This window comes from Pacificispira sp. HM-600 (assembly GCF_977993705.1).
Genome location: NZ_OZ388079.1, coordinates 2,237,667 through 2,254,509 on the forward strand (window position 1 = coordinate 2,237,667; position 16,843 = coordinate 2,254,509).

Annotated in this window: 21 protein-coding genes and 2 pseudogenes; 11 read left to right on the forward strand and 12 right to left on the reverse strand. The window is 65.2% G+C overall.

The window, feature by feature from the left end:
* The first annotated feature begins 35 nt into the window (after nucleotides 1–35).
* Nucleotides 36–962: a hypothetical protein gene (locus ACXZ1E_RS10635; protein WP_458040484.1), complete on the forward strand. Its 927-nt coding sequence runs from the start codon at nucleotides 36–38 to the stop codon at nucleotides 960–962.
* A gap of 123 nt (nucleotides 963–1,085) precedes the next feature.
* On the opposite strand, the gene ACXZ1E_RS10640 is transcribed toward ACXZ1E_RS10635, so the two are convergent.
* Entirely contained in the window at nucleotides 1,086–1,247 is a 162-nt protein-coding gene (locus tag ACXZ1E_RS10640) for a hypothetical protein (RefSeq protein WP_458040485.1), read from the reverse strand.
* A gap of 92 nt (nucleotides 1,248–1,339) precedes the next feature.
* On the opposite strand from ACXZ1E_RS10640, the gene ACXZ1E_RS10645 reads away from it, so the two are divergent.
* Both ACXZ1E_RS10645 and ACXZ1E_RS10650 read left to right on the forward strand, forming a co-directional pair.
* Nucleotides 1,340–1,546 carry a hypothetical protein gene (locus ACXZ1E_RS10645; RefSeq protein ID WP_458040486.1) on the forward strand — a complete coding sequence of 69 codons (207 nt, stop codon included), beginning with the start codon at nucleotides 1,340–1,342 and terminating at the stop codon, nucleotides 1,544–1,546.
* Nucleotides 1,546–1,743: a helix-turn-helix domain-containing protein gene (locus ACXZ1E_RS10650; protein ID WP_458040487.1), complete on the forward strand. Its 198-nt coding sequence runs from the start codon at nucleotides 1,546–1,548 to the stop codon at nucleotides 1,741–1,743. The genes ACXZ1E_RS10645 and ACXZ1E_RS10650 overlap by 1 nt, the downstream gene beginning before the upstream one ends.
* On the opposite strand, the gene ACXZ1E_RS10655 is transcribed toward ACXZ1E_RS10650, so the two are convergent.
* The 9 genes and pseudogenes from ACXZ1E_RS10655 to ACXZ1E_RS10695 all read right to left on the reverse strand — a co-directional run bounded on the left by ACXZ1E_RS10655 (nucleotide 1,724) and on the right by ACXZ1E_RS10695 (nucleotide 7,517).
* The gene (locus tag ACXZ1E_RS10655; RefSeq protein ID WP_458040488.1) at nucleotides 1,724–2,530 is read right to left on the reverse strand and encodes an SOS response-associated peptidase; all 807 of its coding nucleotides are present in this window, start codon (nucleotides 2,528–2,530) and stop codon (nucleotides 1,724–1,726) included. The two genes, ACXZ1E_RS10650 and ACXZ1E_RS10655, sit on opposite strands and share 20 nt — an antisense overlap.
* Nucleotides 2,446–3,024, reverse strand: coding sequence for a recombinase family protein (locus ACXZ1E_RS10660; protein ID WP_458040489.1), 579 nt, complete (start codon nucleotides 3,022–3,024; stop codon nucleotides 2,446–2,448). The genes ACXZ1E_RS10655 and ACXZ1E_RS10660 overlap by 85 nt, the downstream gene beginning before the upstream one ends.
* Complete coding sequence (locus ACXZ1E_RS10665; RefSeq protein ID WP_458040490.1) at nucleotides 3,021–3,779, reverse strand: Fic/DOC family protein; 759 nt, start codon at nucleotides 3,777–3,779, stop codon at nucleotides 3,021–3,023. The genes ACXZ1E_RS10660 and ACXZ1E_RS10665 overlap by 4 nt, the downstream gene beginning before the upstream one ends.
* Nucleotides 3,772–3,975, reverse strand: coding sequence for an antitoxin VbhA family protein (locus tag ACXZ1E_RS10670; protein ID WP_458040491.1), 204 nt, complete (start codon nucleotides 3,973–3,975; stop codon nucleotides 3,772–3,774). The genes ACXZ1E_RS10665 and ACXZ1E_RS10670 overlap by 8 nt, the downstream gene beginning before the upstream one ends.
* Before the next feature lie 150 nt (nucleotides 3,976–4,125).
* Nucleotides 4,126–4,935 (reverse strand): AAA family ATPase, encoded by an 810-nt coding sequence (locus ACXZ1E_RS10675; protein WP_060921758.1) that lies wholly within the window; start codon nucleotides 4,933–4,935, stop codon nucleotides 4,126–4,128.
* Nucleotides 4,935–6,128: a Mu transposase C-terminal domain-containing protein gene (locus tag ACXZ1E_RS10680; protein ID WP_458352094.1), complete on the reverse strand. Its 1,194-nt coding sequence runs from the start codon at nucleotides 6,126–6,128 to the stop codon at nucleotides 4,935–4,937. The genes ACXZ1E_RS10675 and ACXZ1E_RS10680 overlap by 1 nt, the downstream gene beginning before the upstream one ends.
* Before the next feature lie 60 nt (nucleotides 6,129–6,188).
* Nucleotides 6,189–6,416 (reverse strand): annotated as a pseudogene (locus ACXZ1E_RS10685) (helix-turn-helix domain-containing protein); the annotation flags it as partial.
* Complete coding sequence (locus ACXZ1E_RS10690; protein WP_458351944.1) at nucleotides 6,331–6,975, reverse strand: recombinase family protein; 645 nt, start codon at nucleotides 6,973–6,975, stop codon at nucleotides 6,331–6,333. The pseudogene ACXZ1E_RS10685 and the gene ACXZ1E_RS10690, both read right to left, overlap by 86 nt.
* Nucleotides 6,976–7,112: 137 nt before the next feature.
* The gene (locus ACXZ1E_RS10695; RefSeq protein ID WP_183151636.1) at nucleotides 7,113–7,517 is read right to left on the reverse strand and encodes a heavy metal-responsive transcriptional regulator; all 405 of its coding nucleotides are present in this window, start codon (nucleotides 7,515–7,517) and stop codon (nucleotides 7,113–7,115) included.
* Nucleotides 7,518–7,571: 54 nt separating this feature from the next.
* Between ACXZ1E_RS10695 and ACXZ1E_RS10700 the strand changes: the two genes are divergently transcribed.
* The 3 genes from ACXZ1E_RS10700 to ACXZ1E_RS10710 all read left to right on the forward strand — a co-directional run bounded on the left by ACXZ1E_RS10700 (nucleotide 7,572) and on the right by ACXZ1E_RS10710 (nucleotide 10,557).
* Nucleotides 7,572–7,886, forward strand: a complete 315-nt coding sequence (locus ACXZ1E_RS10700) for a hypothetical protein (protein ID WP_060921760.1) — start codon at nucleotides 7,572–7,574, stop codon at nucleotides 7,884–7,886.
* Complete coding sequence (locus ACXZ1E_RS10705) at nucleotides 7,883–9,232, forward strand: dihydrolipoyl dehydrogenase family protein (protein ID WP_082750005.1); 1,350 nt, start codon at nucleotides 7,883–7,885, stop codon at nucleotides 9,230–9,232. The genes ACXZ1E_RS10700 and ACXZ1E_RS10705 overlap by 4 nt, the downstream gene beginning before the upstream one ends.
* 113 nt (nucleotides 9,233–9,345) lie before the next feature.
* Nucleotides 9,346–10,557, forward strand: a complete 1,212-nt coding sequence (locus ACXZ1E_RS10710) for an IS4 family transposase (RefSeq protein WP_168914865.1) — start codon at nucleotides 9,346–9,348, stop codon at nucleotides 10,555–10,557.
* A gap of 513 nt (nucleotides 10,558–11,070) precedes the next feature.
* On the opposite strand, the gene ACXZ1E_RS10715 is transcribed toward ACXZ1E_RS10710, so the two are convergent.
* Nucleotides 11,071–11,382 carry a hypothetical protein gene (locus ACXZ1E_RS10715; RefSeq protein ID WP_196382795.1) on the reverse strand — a complete coding sequence of 104 codons (312 nt, stop codon included), beginning with the start codon at nucleotides 11,380–11,382 and terminating at the stop codon, nucleotides 11,071–11,073.
* 314 nt (nucleotides 11,383–11,696) lie between these two features.
* Here ACXZ1E_RS10715 and ACXZ1E_RS10720 point away from each other — a divergent pair, with 314 nt between their 5' ends.
* Nucleotides 11,697–13,103, forward strand: coding sequence for an IS1380 family transposase (locus ACXZ1E_RS10720; protein ID WP_196382794.1), 1,407 nt, complete (start codon nucleotides 11,697–11,699; stop codon nucleotides 13,101–13,103).
* 346 nt (nucleotides 13,104–13,449) lie between these two features.
* On the opposite strand, the gene ACXZ1E_RS10725 is transcribed toward ACXZ1E_RS10720, so the two are convergent.
* A complete protein-coding gene (locus tag ACXZ1E_RS10725; RefSeq protein WP_168914865.1) occupies nucleotides 13,450–14,661 on the reverse strand; it encodes an IS4 family transposase in 1,212 nt (403 codons plus the stop codon).
* 333 nt (nucleotides 14,662–14,994) lie between these two features.
* Between ACXZ1E_RS10725 and ACXZ1E_RS10730 the strand changes: the two genes are divergently transcribed.
* The 4 genes and pseudogenes from ACXZ1E_RS10730 to ACXZ1E_RS10745 all read left to right on the forward strand — a co-directional run bounded on the left by ACXZ1E_RS10730 (nucleotide 14,995) and on the right by ACXZ1E_RS10745 (nucleotide 16,810).
* Entirely contained in the window at nucleotides 14,995–15,312 is a 318-nt protein-coding gene (locus ACXZ1E_RS10730) for an IS3 family transposase (protein WP_458352095.1), read from the forward strand.
* Nucleotides 15,290–15,508 (forward strand): annotated as a pseudogene (locus ACXZ1E_RS10735) (phosphate acyltransferase); the annotation flags it as partial. The gene ACXZ1E_RS10730 and the pseudogene ACXZ1E_RS10735, both read left to right, overlap by 23 nt.
* Nucleotides 15,509–15,575: 67 nt before the next feature.
* Nucleotides 15,576–15,677 (forward strand): hypothetical protein, encoded by a 102-nt coding sequence (locus ACXZ1E_RS10740; RefSeq protein ID WP_458352096.1) that lies wholly within the window; start codon nucleotides 15,576–15,578, stop codon nucleotides 15,675–15,677.
* Nucleotides 15,674–16,810 (forward strand): acetate/propionate family kinase, encoded by a 1,137-nt coding sequence (locus tag ACXZ1E_RS10745; RefSeq protein ID WP_458040492.1) that lies wholly within the window; start codon nucleotides 15,674–15,676, stop codon nucleotides 16,808–16,810. The genes ACXZ1E_RS10740 and ACXZ1E_RS10745 overlap by 4 nt, the downstream gene beginning before the upstream one ends.
* Nucleotides 16,811–16,843: the final 33 nt, after the last annotated feature.

Sequence of the window (16,843 nt, forward strand, 5' to 3'; positions counted from 1 at the left end):
GTTGGTTGGTGATGATGAGACGACTGCGTGTTGGAGTGGTCGCTACGGCCGTTGGGGGGCTTCTTCTGGCGTCGTTGGGGGCGACAGCTGCCGCTGCAAGCGAAGACGACGGCGACGTTCTGGCCGCATTGGCGGTGACGGCTGAGACTGACGAGGCGCCTGATGTCCTCTCTGACAACGCGGACCCGGCCTCAGTGGGGGTGACCGTCCCGGGTAACTCCGCGGACCCTGTGGTCATCGATTCTGGTGCGGTCGAGATCGGGGTGACTCTTCCTGGCGCGGCAGCCGATGCAGCCACAATCGGACAGGGCCTCGTTGGCTTTGATGGCGGGGACGGGTCGACGGCAGTGCCGGTGGTGAAGGACGACGGTTCGGTGCAGTTGATCTCCGTCATCGACGGCGCGTCGAGTCCTACGGAGTACCGCTATGAGCTGGATCTGCCCGCGGATGTCACGCTCGAGTCCGTCGACGATGGTGGCGTGGCAGTGACCGCCGCCGATGGCAGCGTTCTTTACGCGATCCTCGCTCCGTGGGCGGTGGATGCCAACGGTGCTGCGGTGAGCACCACCTACACGGTCGACGGCAACGACCTCGTCCAGCATGTCGCTCACGATGCATCAAACGCCTACCCCGTTGTGGCAGACCCGTGGCTTGGCGGCACGTGGACAGAGTCGTGGGCTTGGTACGCCGGTATCACGCGCATTGCGATGACGCCGACGCTGTTTGCCAAGGCTGCGTGCCCCGGCAACGTCGTTTGCGCGGCGACTTGGCAGGGAGCGGCGCAAACAGAGCTTGCGAATGCCCAGGTGAACTCGACGAATAAGGCGAAGATCAACAAGTCCACTACCCGCAACCAGATCGGCTGCCACCTGGTCGGCGGGGCGTTCAAGTCCCCGTGGAATCTGGAGACGAACGCTGCCGACAAGGGGCTGGCCGGGTTTATCGCCTCCGCCTGCAACTAAAGACCCGGGTGCTTATCGCCTGACGAACTGAGAGGCCCCACCGGCGAACCCGGTGGGGCCTCTTGTGCGCCCGGGCCCGGTTGAGATCAAACGAGGCTCGGCGTTCTTCGGGACGCCGACTTGCTATGCGGCGAGTATGAGTCGCGCCGTGGTATCCGTCGCCGGTGAGAGGAACACCAGCCCGGCGAGCGACCACCAGAGCCGCAGACCGGCCCCGGCCATGGACAGCACTGCTCGGGCGGGCAGCGTGGGCACACTCCATCGCCCTGCGATGAGTACGAGCACGGCCAAAAGTGTCCAGTGCGCCGACCAAATTGATGAATATCGCAACCACCAATACCGTCTCTCCGCCAGCCAAGTCGAGGGTGGCGTGAGCGATGAGCACGACGGTGAGCTTCGCGACGATCCAGACGACGTTTCCCTGCGGCGACAAGGACCACTACCGGTTGTCGCAGAAGGTCGGGGAACGTGACCAACAGCTGCACGACTACGGCCGGCACGGCTACCGGCTTGCGAACACGGTGACGGTGCCCGGAACCGAGTTCGTGACCGTCATCGACACACTCACCAGGGAGGACGTCTGATGGTGCACGAGCACTCCCCTGCGCCTGTCTTGCTGACCCCGGACGAGGCCGCAGCGATCCTGGGCCGCGACGTGGCGGAACTGCGACGGTGGCGGCGTCAGAACGTCGGCCCGACGTTCCACGACCTCGGCCGCGGCCTGATCCGCTACGCCCGCGACTCGGTGCTGGAGGCGGCGGCTATGACGCCGGTTCGATGAGAGTCGAGTCGGCGGGGTCGACCGTGCGGGAGTTGTTCACCCGCCGGTCGACCTCGTATGTGTGCATCGTCGACGCGATCGCAGACGAGGCATGATGGAGGTCGGCTAGCAGCTCGGCGCGGTGCGCTTTCGACTGGGTGGCATCGCCGTCGACGGTGAGCGACACGGGGCTCAGCCACTCGTCCCACAGGTCCGCGGTGAGAAACGCCGGCATCCGGTCATGTACCTCTCCGCTGGCGTCGCGGGCCTCGCGCGTGACGACGACGAACACCCGGCGCCGTTCCCCCGCCACATCCATAGTCCAGGTAAGGCCGGCCGCCGCTAGCAGCTCGTCGCTGTGGATGAAGTGCGGCTGCTTGTCACCTTTCGGGCCGGTCCACTCGTAGTAGCCCCGCATCGGAACGATGCACCGCGCGTTCGAGAACGCGCCCACCCAGAACCCGGTCGGCAGCTTCTCCATCCGTGCGTTGATGATCGGCGCACCGGTCGGGCGGCTGGCCGGTTTCGGCCAATCCCAGCGCGCCAGGGTGACCTCCCGGTTCACCGTGCCGTCCTCGCCGGCCCATTCACGAACGATCGGAGCATCCGATGTCGGCGCGACGGAGTATGACGGCCGCCAGTCATGCGCGCGGCCACCCTGAGCGACGAACTCCTCGATCAGCTCGTTCGTCTCTCTGTTCATCGCGAAGCGCCCGCACATGGCTACCTGCTCACCTTCTCGGGCTGCGCCAGGGCGCGGCGCACGGAGGCGGAGCTGACGTGCAACGTCTTGGCGATCGTCTCCCATGTCGCCGGCGGGGTCTGTGCGCGCATCTGTCGCGCGACTTCGACCCGCTCGGCGCTCATCACCGTGGGGCGGCCTCCGACGCGGCCCTGGGCGCGTGCGTACTCCAGACCGAGCCGGGTGTTCTCCCGGATCGTGTCGACGCGCAGCTGCGCGAACACGGCGACGATGCCGAACAGGGCGCGACCCATGGGGGTGGTGGTGTCGATCACCGGCTCGGTGAGGCTCTTGATATCGACGCCTTTGTCCTCCAGCTCGTGCAGCGTCTCGATCAGGATGCGCTCGGTCCCGCCGAGACGGTCGAGGCGGCGCACCAACAGGACGTCGCCGGCGCGGAGGTAGTCCATGCACGCGACCCACTGTGGGCGGTCCTTGACCCGGCTGGAGTCGCCGTGATCGACGAACACCCGCGCCGCTCCCGCGGCGTGCAGCTCGGCCTCTTGCGCCTTCGGATTCTGTTCCCGCTTGGACACTCGGGCGTATCCGACGATGTTCATAGTCCCCTCCCCTGCTCGGCTTCTCGGCCGGGCGTTGTCGGCCGACGTGAGCGTCCCCTCGACGTCGACGGGGCGGAGCGTCCGGGCGGCAGGCTGCTGCCCAGGTTGGCGAATGCGCGCAACTGCTCCATCCGTTCCGGGGTGAGCCGGCCACCCGCGGCCGGCTGTACGATGCGGTCGAAGATGCCACGCAGCTCGGTGAAGTCCTGCCGTTCCATCGCGTCCCGTGACGCCTGGTCGTTCTCCGCTCCGGTCACTCGGCTCCAGTCGAGGTCGAACCCGGCGCCGGCGGCGATCTGGGTCCAGAAGATGCGTTGCGTGCGGCCGTTGCCCTCCCGGAACGGGTGCAGGTAGTTCACCTGGTCGTAGTGATGTGCCAGGCGCGCCACGAACCGGTCACGGTCCAGCCCGTGCAGCTGGTGCTCCTCCGCGAGCTCCGCGAACGCGAACCCCGCCGCGGACTCCAGCCGGGACACCGGCATGAAGAACTCCGCGGCGGGATCGGTGCCCTTGCGGATGTCGACGGTGCGCAGCTGCCCGGCCCAGTCGTAGACGTCCTGGAACAGCTGTCGATGGATCGCCTGCAGCTGTCGGAGATCTCCGGTGACTCTGACGGGTCGGGTGATCATCTCGGCCCGTCGCCACTCGGTCAGTTCCGCTTCGGCGCGATCCAGCGTGGCATGGTCTGTCAGGCCGAGCCGGTTGTGGAGGATGCCCGATGCGGGCTCGAGGTACGGGTCGACGAAATCAGGCAAGGCCCCAGCGGGCCCGGGTGCGGCGTCCCAGCTCGTCGACGTCGAACTCCCCCGCCGCGTAGGAGGCGGCGTCGGCGCGATATTCGGGGCCGGCGGTGAGGCCTTCCATCGCGGAGCTGTGTGCGGCGTCGGCCACGACCCGCTCACGCAACTCGCGCTCGGCCGCGGAAATGGTGCTGGCGGTCTTGACGCTCATGGTGGCCTCCTTCGTTGCCTCTAGCCTACCGGACTTGCTCAAAAACCCATAGAACTGGTTTTGCACAGAATGGGGTTTTGACAAGGGTTTTGAGCATCCGCGTGTGGAGTTGATCGCTCGGTGGCGGTGTTCTGTGATCGCTTGGCGGCGTTAGTTGCCGATGACGAGGATGCTAGCTGCGGCTTCGATGACGTCGTCGGTGATGGTCTCAAGCCCGTTGATCTTCAGCACTCGGGCGATCTGAGGGAAGAGCCGTTCAAGGAGACGAAAGTTGCCACGGGTGATGCGTTCGATCGCAGCTATCGCCTGCGCGTCGGTGAAGTCCTCTGGGTCGAGTTGCTGTCCTAGGTGTTTCCAGTGGCGGTCGAGGACGAAGAGGAGTTCTTCTCGGCCGAGGGTTCGGTAGTGGTGGGAGAAGCCGAGTCGGCTGTAGAGCTGTGGGTAGTGGCGGAACCGTTGGTCGATGCCGGGCATGCCAATGAGGATCATAGAGAGGTGTTCACGGTCGTGGCGGTCGCGGAGCAGCTCGAGCGCAGTCGGTGTGAGCCTTTCGGCTTCGTCGATGATGAGCAGATCCACGAGGTGAGACATGCCGATCGGCGTGGTGGTCGGTTCGGTCTCACGCGAGCGGAGGTGTTCGTCGGCGCAGATCTCGACCTTTGCCTGCCAGCGGTCGATGTCGTGCATGAGATCTTTGGGTCTGCAGAGGACCTCGGGTGTGTAGAAGACAGTCCGGGATCGGTTGGCGAGGGCGTAGTGCTTGGCGTCGTGCTCGCCGCGAGGTCCCCACTTGTTGATGTAGGGCTCCAGAGCGTCCCAGTTTGCGTAGCGGCGGGCGGAGTTGGTCTTGCCGACGCCGGCGTCGCCGTGGCAGATGCCGATGGTTTTCTCTTTGCGGACGGCGTTCGCGAATTCGGTGAAGCGTCGGTGCTCTTTGGTGACGATGAATGGCTGGTTCATCACTCGTCCTCTTCGTAGGTGCGTAGCCGGCGGCGATGCGGAGGTGCCGCGACGTCGCGTGGCTCGTCGCGGGTGACGGCGGTGAGGATGCGGTCGTTGATGGTGTGTCGGAGTGCGCGGCGGCGGGCTCGGCGGGCGGTTTCGATGTCGCGGAGGCTGAGGCGGAGATTGGGGTGGGCTTCGTCGACGGCGATGCAGACGAATGTGTCGCGGTCGTACACGCGGATCTCGGAGATGTCGCGCGGGTCGTAGCGGATTGTGATCGTGTGCCCGACGAAGGGGGCGAGTGTCGGAGCGAGGTAGCGCTGGCCCTGGAAGTGAATGCCGTCGCGCTGCACGACCCGGTTCTTGGGGACCGTGAGCAGGAGGCCGTCGAGTTGTTCCAGACTGTCGGGCATTCGCGGAAGCCAGCCGTTCGCGACCCACGCGTCCCGAGGCGATACTCCGAGCTCCCGGTGCGGGCGTGCGTTGTACATCCCGATGAACCCGCCGATCGCCTGGTCGAGGGCGGCCAGATCTAGAGCGGGGTGAGGATTCCTGTCGCCTGGTCTGAGGTGCCCGGGGAGAGTGGAGAGAAGCTCTGTGTTGATGGTGCGGAAGAAGCGTTCGATCTTGCCGCGGCCTTGGGGCCGAGCCACGGTGGAGTGGATGATCCGGATGCGCAGCTCGATGGCGGTGCGTTCGAGGTGATGGCTGGTAAAGTCGGAGCCGTGGTCGACGTGGAGCACGTCGGGTATTCCACACATGGCCCACGCGGGGTCGGTCTTGCGCCAGATCGCCTGCCTGAGCGCGAGGGCCGTGTTCATCGCTGATGGTGCACCGGTGAAGACGGTGTATCCGCAGATCGCGCGTGAGTGGTCGTCGATCACGATCGTGAGCCAGGGTCGATCAGATTTGCCGCCTACGGCACTGGTGATGAGGATGTCGAGTTCGGTGTGATCGGCCTGCCAGATCTGGTTGGGCCCGTCGGCTCGGCGCCGGTATACGAGCTCGTATCGATCGCGATACGCAATGGGTCCATCCAACGCGAGCGTTACCAGTGCCGGGTCGAGGGACTGCACGATATCTCGGACGGTGGCGTAGCTGGGCACCACCAGGCCTTGCCGCTCCGCTTCGGTACTCGCAAGGCGGTGCAGCGTCGCGATCGCTGGCCTCGGCCTGGTCAACGCGAGGTGCTCGATGAATCTGACCAATTCGCCCCCCGTGCGACGAATGCCGGCGTCGGCTCTCGGTTGAGGGTCGAGTGCAGTGATGCCGTGGTCTCGGTAGAGCTGGTGCCAGCGTTGGAGCGTGCGCAGGCCAATCCCGGTTTCTCGGGAGAGAGCGGTGAGAGGTATCTGGTCCTCGACGTGTAGTCGAAGAATTCGCCACCGCTCCCCGCCGCTCATCACATCGCTAGATGGTGATGCTCTCGCGGCTGGCGAGGGCTTGCTGGTGGCGGTAGAGCGTGGCGCGACTCCACCCGACGAGCCGTGCTGCATCTTCGGCGGTGCGACCTTTCGCTCGGGCGTCGGCGGCGATCGCGAGCTTGTCGGCGATTACCGCTGGGTCCGAGAGTGGACGACCGAAGCGAGTGCCGCTCTGCCTGGCGGCGGCGATCCCAGCATTTACCCGCTCGACAATCAGTTCACGCTCGTACTCCGCGAGCGTGGCGAGCATGTTCAGCATCAACCGGCCCGTCGATGTCGCTGGATCTATCCCATCCGAGACAGAACGCACATGGATGCCCCGCTCGCGCAGCAGGTTTACGGTGTTCAGCACGTCGATGAGGGAGCGGCCGAGGCGGTCCACGCGCCAGACGACGACGGTGTCACCGGCTTCTGCGTGCTCGAGGAGTTTTTTCATCCCACGACGCTCGATCGCGGTCTTGCTCCCGGAGGTGACATCGGCGAACACGTCGCGCTTCTGAACACCAGCGGCGACGAGTGCGTCGAGCTGCAGCTGCGCATCCTGGCTCGATGTGCTCACGCGGGTGTATCCAAGAAGTCTCACTCGGCCATTGTGCCTCACAAACCCCGCCGCGTCATCGCGCTGAGACACTTTCCGGTGAGACGCATTGTTGAGACAGACGCTGACCGAGGATCACACGGATCAGCGATCACACAGCCGGGATCCGGCCGATGTCTCGAAAAGCTGTAGCTTTTCGAGATGCCCTGCTGGTGCGTACAACGACGGGTTTACGGTAGCGGCCGCGGGATGACGTTGCAGATGCTGCGCTCCGAGCACGTCGCTGGGTCGACGGCCGAACTGGTGGTGAGCATGTCGACGAGTTCTGTTTCGAGACGGGCGAGTTCTTGTTGACGGACCCTGACTTCATTGAGTTTGCCATCGAGCAGCGAGTGCACGTGCGAGCAGGGCGCCTGCCCGTCTTCCCGGAGAGTGAGGACTCCGGCGATGTCGGCCAGCGTCAATCCGGCAGATTGAGCGGCGCGAATGAATCCGACGCGGGAAGCGACCTCATCGTCATAGACCCGGTATCCATTGCTTTGTCGACTCGGTGCAGAAAGTAGCCCTTCGCGTTCGTAGAAACGAAGGGTCTGGGTGCTGACTCCCGTGGTGGCGGCGAGGTCTCCAATGCGCATACCCCCATTTCACCACTTGACCTTGTACCGGGCTGCAACGTTTACGGTCGATGCATGCAGATCACGTTGCAGTACTTCGATGGGTGCCCGAACTGGGAGACGGCCGCGGATCGCCTCACGGTGATCGCCGCGGAACGATCCGACGTCACGGTGAGCCGGCAGCTCATCGAGACGCAGGAGGAAGCGGAAGCTCTCGACTTCCGCGGGTCCCCGACTCTCCTGGCCGACGGTGTGCCGCTGTTTCCCGCGCCAGAAGCTCCGCCCGGCCTGTCGTGCCGGGTGTATTTGACACCGGCAGGTCTTGCCGGGTCGCCCACGACAGAGCAGATCCGGGACGCCATCAGGACCGTCGAAGCGGGTATCCGGTGAGTGACGCGTTCGATCTGCTGGTCATCGGTGCAGGCATGGCGGGCACGTCCGCTGCGAACAAGTGTGCGGCGCAGGGCTGGCGGGTCGGGATTGTCGACGCGTTGCCCTACGGCGGTACCTGCGCGCTCCGGGGATGCGACCCGAAAAAGATCCTCCGCCGCGGCGCCGAAATCGTCGATGCCGCCCGGCTGATGAACGACACCGGCATTACAGAAGGCGGCCTCCGTGTCGACTGGCCGGCCCTGATGCGGCGCAAGCGCGGCTTCACCGACGGTGTCCCGAAAGGCATGGAAGACGAACTCACCGGCAACGGTGCCACCACTTTTCACGGCCACGCCGAGTTCACTGGCCCGAACACCCTCACCATCGATGGCACTACCCACCACGCCGACCGCTTCCTCATCGCCACCGGGGCCACCCCGAGGCCGTTGACGTTCCCCGGTGCGGCACACCTCATCGACAGCACCCAATTCCTCGACCTCGATGCTCTACCGCAGCGGATCGTGTTCATCGGCGGCGGCTTCATCTCGTTCGAGTTCGCGCACATCGCCGCCCGCGCCGGCGCGCAGTGCACGATCATCGACCACGGCCCGCGACCCCTGCGCGAGTTCGACCCCGACCTGGTGGAGTTGCTGACCTCCCGCACCGAGCAAGCCGGCATCCACGTCTACCGAAACACCAACGTCACCGCCATCGAGGCCGCCCCCGCCGGGTTCCAGATCAGCATCAACACCCACGGCACGACCACCCGTCTTGACGCGGACCTCGTCGTTCATGGAGCAGGTCGCGTCCCCGCCCTCGATGGCCTCCATTTGGACGCTGCCGGTATTGCCGGCAGCCTACGTGGAGTCACCGTCGCCGGGCACCTGCAAAGCACCACCAACCCCGCCGTCTATGCCGCAGGAGACGCCGCCGACACCGCGGGACGTCCCCTGACTCCGGTGGCCGTGTTTGAGGGGAAAGTCGCCGCGTCGAACATGCTCAAAGGAACCACCACAGCACCCGACTACACCGGGGTCCCCACGACCGTGTTCACCATCCCGGAGCTGAACCGGGTCGGCCTCCTCGAAGAAGAAGCCGCCACAAGCCACAACACCGCCGTTCGCTTCACTGACACCAGCAACTGGTACTCCACCTACCGGGTCGCCGAAACCACCGCCGCCGCGAAGATCATCATCGATACCGACACCGATCAGATCCTTGGCGCGCACCTGCTCGGCCCCGGCTACTCCGAACTGATCAACACCTTCGGCATCGCCATCAAACTGGGTCTCACCACCCGGCAACTCAAATCCACCACCGCCACCTACCCCTCCCTCGGCTCCGACCTCGGCTCCCTACTCTGACCAACTAACACACAGAGCCGACTACCTCTGCTTTCCGTCAGTCGCCGGCCAGCCACACCCGTCACTAAGCCCCAATACCGTTCAGTTAAGGGTTCGTGCGGTAGTTTTGGGGTATGCCTCGTTCTGGTTGGGTGAAGCCGGTTTCTGACCGCCGGTTGTCGGATTTGGTGTCGGTGGGTTTGCTGACACGGGTGTTTCCTGCGGAGGTTGTTGATCAGGTGATTGCTGATGCCGGGCGTACCGAGCAACGGAATCGGTCGTTGCCGGCGCGGGTGATGGCGTATTTCTCGATCGGGATGGCGTTGCACTCGGAGGGTTCCTACGAGGATGTGTTCGCCCAGCTGACGGATGGGCTGGCATGGTCCTCGGGCTGGGCCGAGTCATGGTCGCCGCCGTCGAAGTCGGCGATCTTCCAAGCCCGCTCCCGGCTCGGATTCGAACCCGTGCGTGACCTGTTCACCCGGGTGGCGCGCCCGCTGGCCAGGCCGGCGACACCGGGTTCGTGGTTGGCCGGACGAAGACTGGTCGCGATCGATGGCACGGTCTTGGATCTGGCTGACACGCCGGCGAATGTCGACTTCTTCGGCCGCCCCGCGTCGAGTCGGGGTGAGCATGCCGCGTTTCCGCAGGCCCGGCTGGTGGCGTTGGCCGAGTGCGGCACCCATGCCATCCTCGACGCTGAAATCGGCCCATGCACCACTTCGGAGATCGCGTTGTCTCGGGAACTGCTCGACAGGCTGGAGCCTGGAATGCTGGTGCTCGCCGACCGAGGCTTCTACGGGTTCACACTCTGGCAGCAAGCCGCGGCCACGGGTGCAGACTTGCTCTGGCGGGTCAAGACGAACCTGCGCCCGCGGTTTCGGGAAGCTCTACCCGACGGGTCATGGTTGGCGGAGATCATCCCCACCTCCGGCACCGACCGGAAGTCGACACCGCCGCTGAAGGTGCGGGTCATCGACTACACGATCGAGGACGGGAGGGAGAACCCCGAGTCGTATCGGCTGCTCACCACGATCCTGGATCCAGCCGAGGTGACCGCCGAAGACCTCGCTGCGGCCTATTCCGAGCGGTGGGAGATCGAGTCCACCTTTGACGAGTTGAAGACACATCAGCGTGGCCCCAGGGGCGTGCTGCGCTCCAAGTCTCCCGATTTGGTCCAACAAGAAATCTGGGGGCACCTGTGCTGCCACTACGCCATCCGCACCCTCATGGTCGACGCCGCCGCCCACGCCGGACGGGACCCCGACCGGGTCTCGTTCGTCGCAGCGCTACGCATAGCCCGCCGCTCAGTCGCCTCGGGCTCTTTTTCCCCCTCAGCGCCCTGACACTGCCGTCGCCGCATGGCGTCACGCCATCCTCAGCCTTCTCAAACGCCTGAACCCTGCGCGCCGACAGCGCTCAAACCCCCGCGTGATCAAACGCAAGATCTCCAAATGGCTTGCCAAACGCGACCACCACAGTCGTTGGCCACAACCCGCGAACAGTCCCCGAGTTCACGTTCAAACCCTTAACTGAACGGTATTGCACTAAGCCCCGATCCACCGATGACCGTGGGTGCTGGGCAGCTAACGCGACTCGGAAATGTCCCTCTGACCGGGAAGGATGGAGCATCCCTGTGGTCCTATTCATCCAACCCTGACAGTCATCTCGTAGATGCAGCGCAAACAAGCCCCGGCGTCGGTGCCCGTAGCGTTGAGCGATCCGGACAAGGACGCGAACTGCAGGCTCCTGCGAAGATCCGTCGTTTCATGTGTTCCTCTCAAGTTGCCCCGCGAGCGCGAGACATCTTGAGAAAGTATCAATCCGGAATGCGCTTGCCTAGATGCTCCTGCATACATTTACGCCGCAGGGACCAAGAACGCGACGACTACGACGCCGACTCCACTCGCCACGATGATCGCTGCTACCCCGAGCGCCGACGAGAATCGTGGCGTGGGCCGACGTGTGAGCAACAGTGTCAGCAGCACGGCAAGGATGGAAACGAGCCCGGCGCCGACATATGCGATGGTTGCCTGCAGGGCGTAGTCTGGGGGCGGCGGTGCGGGATCCACGAGTGGTCGGGCGTAGCGGAAGCTCGCAACGTATATGAGCCCTAACACGACGAGCGCGGTGACGACCGACTCGAACACCCACACGGACCGGTTGCTCATCGACCCCTGCGCTTTCATCACAACCCTTTCTAACAGCTCAACACGGTTCTCGGTCTGGCAAGCGATCGATCAGGGTAGCCCCCTCCGCTGGAGCGGGATGCGGGGCTCGCATCGGCATGTCCCGACGCGCCACAGACCAGGGCAGAATCCATCGCGCGATCAAGCTCCATCAGTAAGCTCCTGAGCGCACCCTCGATTCACCGATGAATCGCAGTATTGAATGGGTGGGAGCATTGACCGGAAATGCCCCTCGGATCAGGGAAAATAGAGCTTGTCTAAGGTTCCAATTCCCAGAAACGAGAGGCATCTCGTAGATGCAATTCAAGCACGCTCCTGCCGCGGTGTCAGCGGTGTTCGATGATCCGAATCTCGTGTCGGCCGCGGGGCTGGTGCCGATGCTGCGACTCGCGCGTTCCGCGGGGCTGGACGAGCTCGCGCGTGAGCGGTTGAGCGTCCCGACGGACAAGGGCGCGAACGCGGGCGCGAAGGTGATGTCGCTGGTGGCGGGGATGCTCGCCGGGGCGGACTCGATCGACGACATGAATCTGCTCCGCCACGGCGGGATGGGCCGGTTGTTCGATCGGACGTATGCGCCATCGACGCTGGGATCGTTCCTTCGCGAGTTCCGGTTCGGACACGTCCGGCAGCTCGATGCGGTCGCCTCCCGCGTCCTGGCGAACCTCGCTTCGGCTGCGCCGCTGCTGCGGGTGCGGGCTGGTGAGCGGGTGATGGTGGATCTGGACGACACGATCATCGAGGTCCACGGATACCAGAAGCAGGGCGCCTCGTTCGGGTACTCCGGTGTCCGCGGTTTGAACGCACTGATCGCCACGGCATCGACGTCGGCATCGGCGCCGGTGATCCTCGGGCAGCGGCTGCGGCAGGGGAAGACCGGATCCCCGAAAGGCGCCGCACGGATCGTCGGTGACGCCCTCGCCACCCTGCGCCGCACCGGCGTCGCCGCAGGGGCTCGGCCGTTGCTGCGGGCGGATTCCGCGTTCTACGGCCACGCCACGATCGGCACCGCGATCAAAGCCGGCGCCGACGTGTCGGTGACCGTCCGGATGGACCCGGCGGTGAAGGCCGCGATCGCGACCATCCCGGATGACGCGTGGGAGATGATCGAGTACACCGACTCAATCCGTGACGAAGCCACAGGCCAGTTGATCTCCAAAGCCGAGGTCGCCGAGATCGACTTCACCGCGTTCCGCTCCCGCAAGAAAGCCGAACGCGTCGCGGGACGGCTGGTGGTCCGCCGGATCCCCGACCTGAACCCGGCACAGGCGGAGCAACCGACACTGTTCGACACCTGGCGGCACCACGCGTTCTTCACCACGACCAACACGGACGACATGGACACCGTGGTGGCGGACAAGACCCACCGCGCTCACGCGATCATCGAGCAAGTCCACGCCGACCTCAAAGCCGGGCCGCTCGCGCACCTGCCCTGCGGAGTGTTCACCGCGAACAGCGCCTGGCTCGTCCTCGCCGTGATCGCGTTCAACCTCACCCGGACTGCCGGAATCATCGCCGATCGGGTGGGACGGCTCGCGAGAGCGACGACCGCGACGATCCGCCGCACCCTGATCCACGTCCCGGCGCGGCTGGCGCGCTCCGCGCGCCGGATCACGCTGCACCTACCTGAGGCCTGGCCCTGGCAGAACGCGTTCACCCAGCTATTCACGATCACGCACGCGCCGCCACCAGTCGCGGCCGTCTGACCATGGCCGCGACCGCGGCACGACCGAGGAGCCAGTGGACGACCGGGATGCGACGCCCGGAGCTCAACCCTGCCCACGACACGCCACCGCACACCGACCACGCCAGCCCGGCCCACCCAAAGCTCATCGGTGGATCGAGGCTAAGCGCAATACCGTTCAGTTAAGGGTTTGAACGTGAACTCGGGGACTGTTCGCGGGTTGTGGCCAACGACTGTGGTGGTCGCGTTTGGCAAGCCATTTGGAGATCTTGCGTTTGATCACGCGGGGGTTTGAGCGCTGTCGGCGCGCAGGGTTCAGGCGTTTGAGAAGGCTGAGGATGGCGTGACGCCATGCGGCGACGGCAGTGTCAGGGCGCTGAGGGGGAAAAAGAGCCCGAGGCGACTGAGCGGCGGGCTATGCGTAGCGCTGCGACGAACGAGACCCGGTCGGGGTCCCGTCCGGCGTGGGCGGCGGCGTCGACCATGAGGGTGCGGATGGCGTAGTGGCAGCACAGGTGCCCCCAGATTTCTTGTTGGACCAAATCGGGAGACTTGGAGCGCAGCACGCCCCTGGGGCCACGCTGATGTGTCTTCAACTCGTCAAAGGTGGACTCGATCTCCCACCGCTCGGAATAGGCCGCAGCGAGGTCTTCGGCGGTCACCTCGGCTGGATCCAGGATCGTGGTGAGCAGCCGATACGACTCGGGGTTCTCCCTCCCGTCCTCGATCGTGTAGTCGATGACCCGCACCTTCAGCGGCGGTGTCGACTTCCGGTCGGTGCCGGAGGTGGGGATGATCTCCGCCAACCATGACCCGTCGGGTAGAGCTTCCCGAAACCGCGGGCGCAGGTTCGTCTTGACCCGCCAGAGCAAGTCTGCACCCGTGGCCGCGGCTTGCTGCCAGAGTGTGAACCCGTAGAAGCCTCGGTCGGCGAGCACCAGCATTCCAGGCTCCAGCCTGTCGAGCAGTTCCCGAGACAACGCGATCTCCGAAGTGGTGCATGGGCCGATTTCAGCGTCGAGGATGGCATGGGTGCCGCACTCGGCCAACGCCACCAGCCGGGCCTGCGGAAACGCGGCATGCTCACCCCGACTCGACGCGGGGCGGCCGAAGAAGTCGACATTCGCCGGCGTGTCAGCCAGATCCAAGACCGTGCCATCGATCGCGACCAGTCTTCGTCCGGCCAACCACGAACCCGGTGTCGCCGGCCTGGCCAGCGGGCGCGCCACCCGGGTGAACAGGTCACGCACGGGTTCGAATCCGAGCCGGGAGCGGGCTTGGAAGATCGCCGACTTCGACGGCGGCGACCATGACTCGGCCCAGCCCGAGGACCATGCCAGCCCATCCGTCAGCTGGGCGAACACATCCTCGTAGGAACCCTCCGAGTGCAACGCCATCCCGATCGAGAAATACGCCATCACCCGCGCCGGCAACGACCGATTCCGTTGCTCGGTACGCCCGGCATCAGCAATCACCTGATCAACAACCTCCGCAGGAAACACCCGTGTCAGCAAACCCACCGACACCAAATCCGACAACCGGCGGTCAGAAACCGGCTTCACCCAACCAGAACGAGGCATACCCCAAAACTACCGCACGAACCCTTAACTGAACGGTATTGAGGCTAAGCGATCACAAAACACCGCCAAAAAGCGACAATGTCCACACATCCGCGGTTCCGCGGATTCTCGGGAGGGGCACTGCGCGTCAGCGACCCTGCTCAGAACCGATCGTTTCTGGCCCCACCATCAACGACGGGCGTACTGTCACGCACCGGCTTTTATGGAGGGAGTTGTCTGACCCTGAGGGAGTAAGTAAGTGGTGCCGAAGAAGTATCCGCTGGAGCTGCAGGAGCGAGCGTCGAGGCTCGCTTCCGAGGCGTCGCACCGTCGCCTCAGTCGGCAGTATCGGCGATTCCTACGACAACGCCATGGGCGGAGACGTTCAACTCGCTGTTCAAGGCCGAACTCGTCCGCAACCGCGGTCCCTGGAGGGGCATCGACGACCTCGAGATCGCCACCGCCGAATACATCGACTGGTACAACAACCGGCGACTCCACGGCGAGATCGGCATGGTCTCACCAGTCGAGTACGAAGCTGCCCACGTCTACGGTGACTGCGCGGTCATCCCGGATCCGACAGTCGAGCAGCTCGCCGGTGTTATCCGCGCAAACAGCAAGGCAGTTCGGTATCCAAGCTCGAATCGCGATGCTCAGCTACTCGACGGGTGAATCGGGATCGGGTGCGGACGTCGAAAAGGTGCGGATGGCGACGGGGCTGGTCCGGCGGCGCCAACCGGACCTGCTCGTGGAGGGCCCCATCCAGTACGACGCGGCGGCGGATCCCGCGGTCGCGGCGGCAAAAATGCCCTGCTCCGCGGTGGCCGGCCGGGCGACGGTGTTCGTCTTCCCCGACTTGAACACCTACAAGGCGGTACAGCGCAGCGCTTGCGCGGTGGCGATCGGACCGATCCTTCAGGGCCTGAACAAACCCCATCAACGATCTCTCGCGTGGCGCGCTCGTGCGCGACATCGTCAACACGGTGGCCATCACCGCGATCCAAGCCCAGGCTAGACGGTCGAGCGGCTCGGCATGAGCATCATCCTGGTGGTGAACACCGGCTCGTCGTCGATCAAGTACCAGCTCATCGACCTCGCTACCGAGCGGTCGCGGGCGAGGGGGCTGCTGGAGCGAATCGGCGAACCGGGCTCCGGCATCCCGGATCACGAGACGGGCCTTCGCGGCGCTCTCGGTGGTGTCGATCCGAAGATCAGGATCGCTGCGGTCGGGCACCGTGTGGTGCACGGTGGTGACCGGTTCACCACGCCGACGCTGCTCGACGACGCCGTGCAACAGGCCATCGACGATCTCTCGGAACTCGCGCCGCTGCACAATCCCGCGAACGTCGCCGGGATCAGGGCGGCCAGGGCCGTCCTTCCCCAGGTGCCCCATGTCGCCGTCTTCGACACCGCATTCCATGCGACCCTGCCCCCCGCCGCATACACGTACGCGATCGACACGGCGCTCGCGGTGAAACACCGGGTGCGCCGCTACGGCTTTCACGGCACGTCGCACAAGTTCGTGTCAGAACGCGCCGCCGAGATGCTCGGCCGGCCGCTGGGAGAGCTGCGCACGATCGTGCTGCACCTCGGTAACGGTGCCTCCGCGGCCGCGGTGCGCGGCGTATCGATCGACACGTCGATGGGGATGACTCCGCTGCAGGGCCTGGTCATGGGCACGCGCTCCGGTGACATCGACCCGGCGGTGCTCCTGCATCTGCATCGGGTGGCAGGGCTCGACATCGACGAACTCGACGATCTGCTCAACCGGCGCAGCGGCCTGCTCGGGATGACCGGCAACGGTGACATGCGCGATGTGCAGGCGGCCGCCGCCACCGGAGACGACACGGCGGAGGCCGCGCTCGCCGTGTATCGGCACCGCATCCGCCACTACATCGGCGCGTACACGGCGCAGCTCGGCGGTCTCGACGCGCTCGTCTTCACTGCCGGTGTCGGCGAGAACAACGCGCTGCTGCGGCGGCGGGTGGTCCAGGGGCTCGAGTTCTTCGGCATCCATGTCAACCCCAACCGCAATGAGTTGAAGTCGAAGCAGGCGGGCTTCATCTCTCCGGATGGCGCACCGGTCGCCGTGCTGGTGATCCCCACCAACGAGGAGCTCGAGATCGCCCGCCAGACCGCGCAGGCCGTCGGCAGACGGGCGGAAGATTGACCTCCTTGGTCATGGATGACGAACCGGGTACGA

Excerpts from the sequence above, each read along its gene's own strand:
- ACXZ1E_RS10650 (WP_458040487.1), top strand. The coding sequence starts at position 1,546 with ATGGTGCACGAGCACTCCCCTGCGCCTGTCTTGCTGACCCCGGACGAG.
- ACXZ1E_RS10660 (WP_458040489.1), bottom strand. The coding sequence starts at position 3,024 with ATGAACATCGTCGGATACGCCCGAGTGTCCAAGCGGGAACAGAATCCG.
- ACXZ1E_RS10655 (WP_458040488.1), bottom strand. The coding sequence starts at position 2,530 with ATGGGAGACGATCGCCAAGACGTTGCACGTCAGCTCCGCCTCCGTGCG.
- ACXZ1E_RS10710 (WP_168914865.1), top strand. The coding sequence starts at position 9,346 with ATGCCTCGTTCTGGTTGGGTGAAGCCGGTTTCTGACCGCCGGTTGTCG.
- ACXZ1E_RS10695 (WP_183151636.1), bottom strand. The coding sequence starts at position 7,517 with ATGCGCATTGGAGACCTCGCCGCCACCACGGGAGTCAGCACCCAGACC.
- ACXZ1E_RS10745 (WP_458040492.1), top strand. The coding sequence starts at position 15,674 with ATGAGCATCATCCTGGTGGTGAACACCGGCTCGTCGTCGATCAAGTAC.
- ACXZ1E_RS10715 (WP_196382795.1), bottom strand. The coding sequence starts at position 11,382 with ATGAGCAACCGGTCCGTGTGGGTGTTCGAGTCGGTCGTCACCGCGCTC.
- ACXZ1E_RS10670 (WP_458040491.1), bottom strand. The coding sequence starts at position 3,975 with ATGAGCGTCAAGACCGCCAGCACCATTTCCGCGGCCGAGCGCGAGTTG.
- ACXZ1E_RS10725 (WP_168914865.1), bottom strand. The coding sequence starts at position 14,661 with ATGCCTCGTTCTGGTTGGGTGAAGCCGGTTTCTGACCGCCGGTTGTCG.
- ACXZ1E_RS10720 (WP_196382794.1), top strand. The coding sequence starts at position 11,697 with ATGCAATTCAAGCACGCTCCTGCCGCGGTGTCAGCGGTGTTCGATGAT.
- ACXZ1E_RS10700 (WP_060921760.1), top strand. The coding sequence starts at position 7,572 with ATGCAGATCACGTTGCAGTACTTCGATGGGTGCCCGAACTGGGAGACG.
- ACXZ1E_RS10675 (WP_060921758.1), bottom strand. The coding sequence starts at position 4,935 with ATGAACCAGCCATTCATCGTCACCAAAGAGCACCGACGCTTCACCGAA.
- ACXZ1E_RS10645 (WP_458040486.1), top strand. The coding sequence starts at position 1,340 with ATGAGCACGACGGTGAGCTTCGCGACGATCCAGACGACGTTTCCCTGC.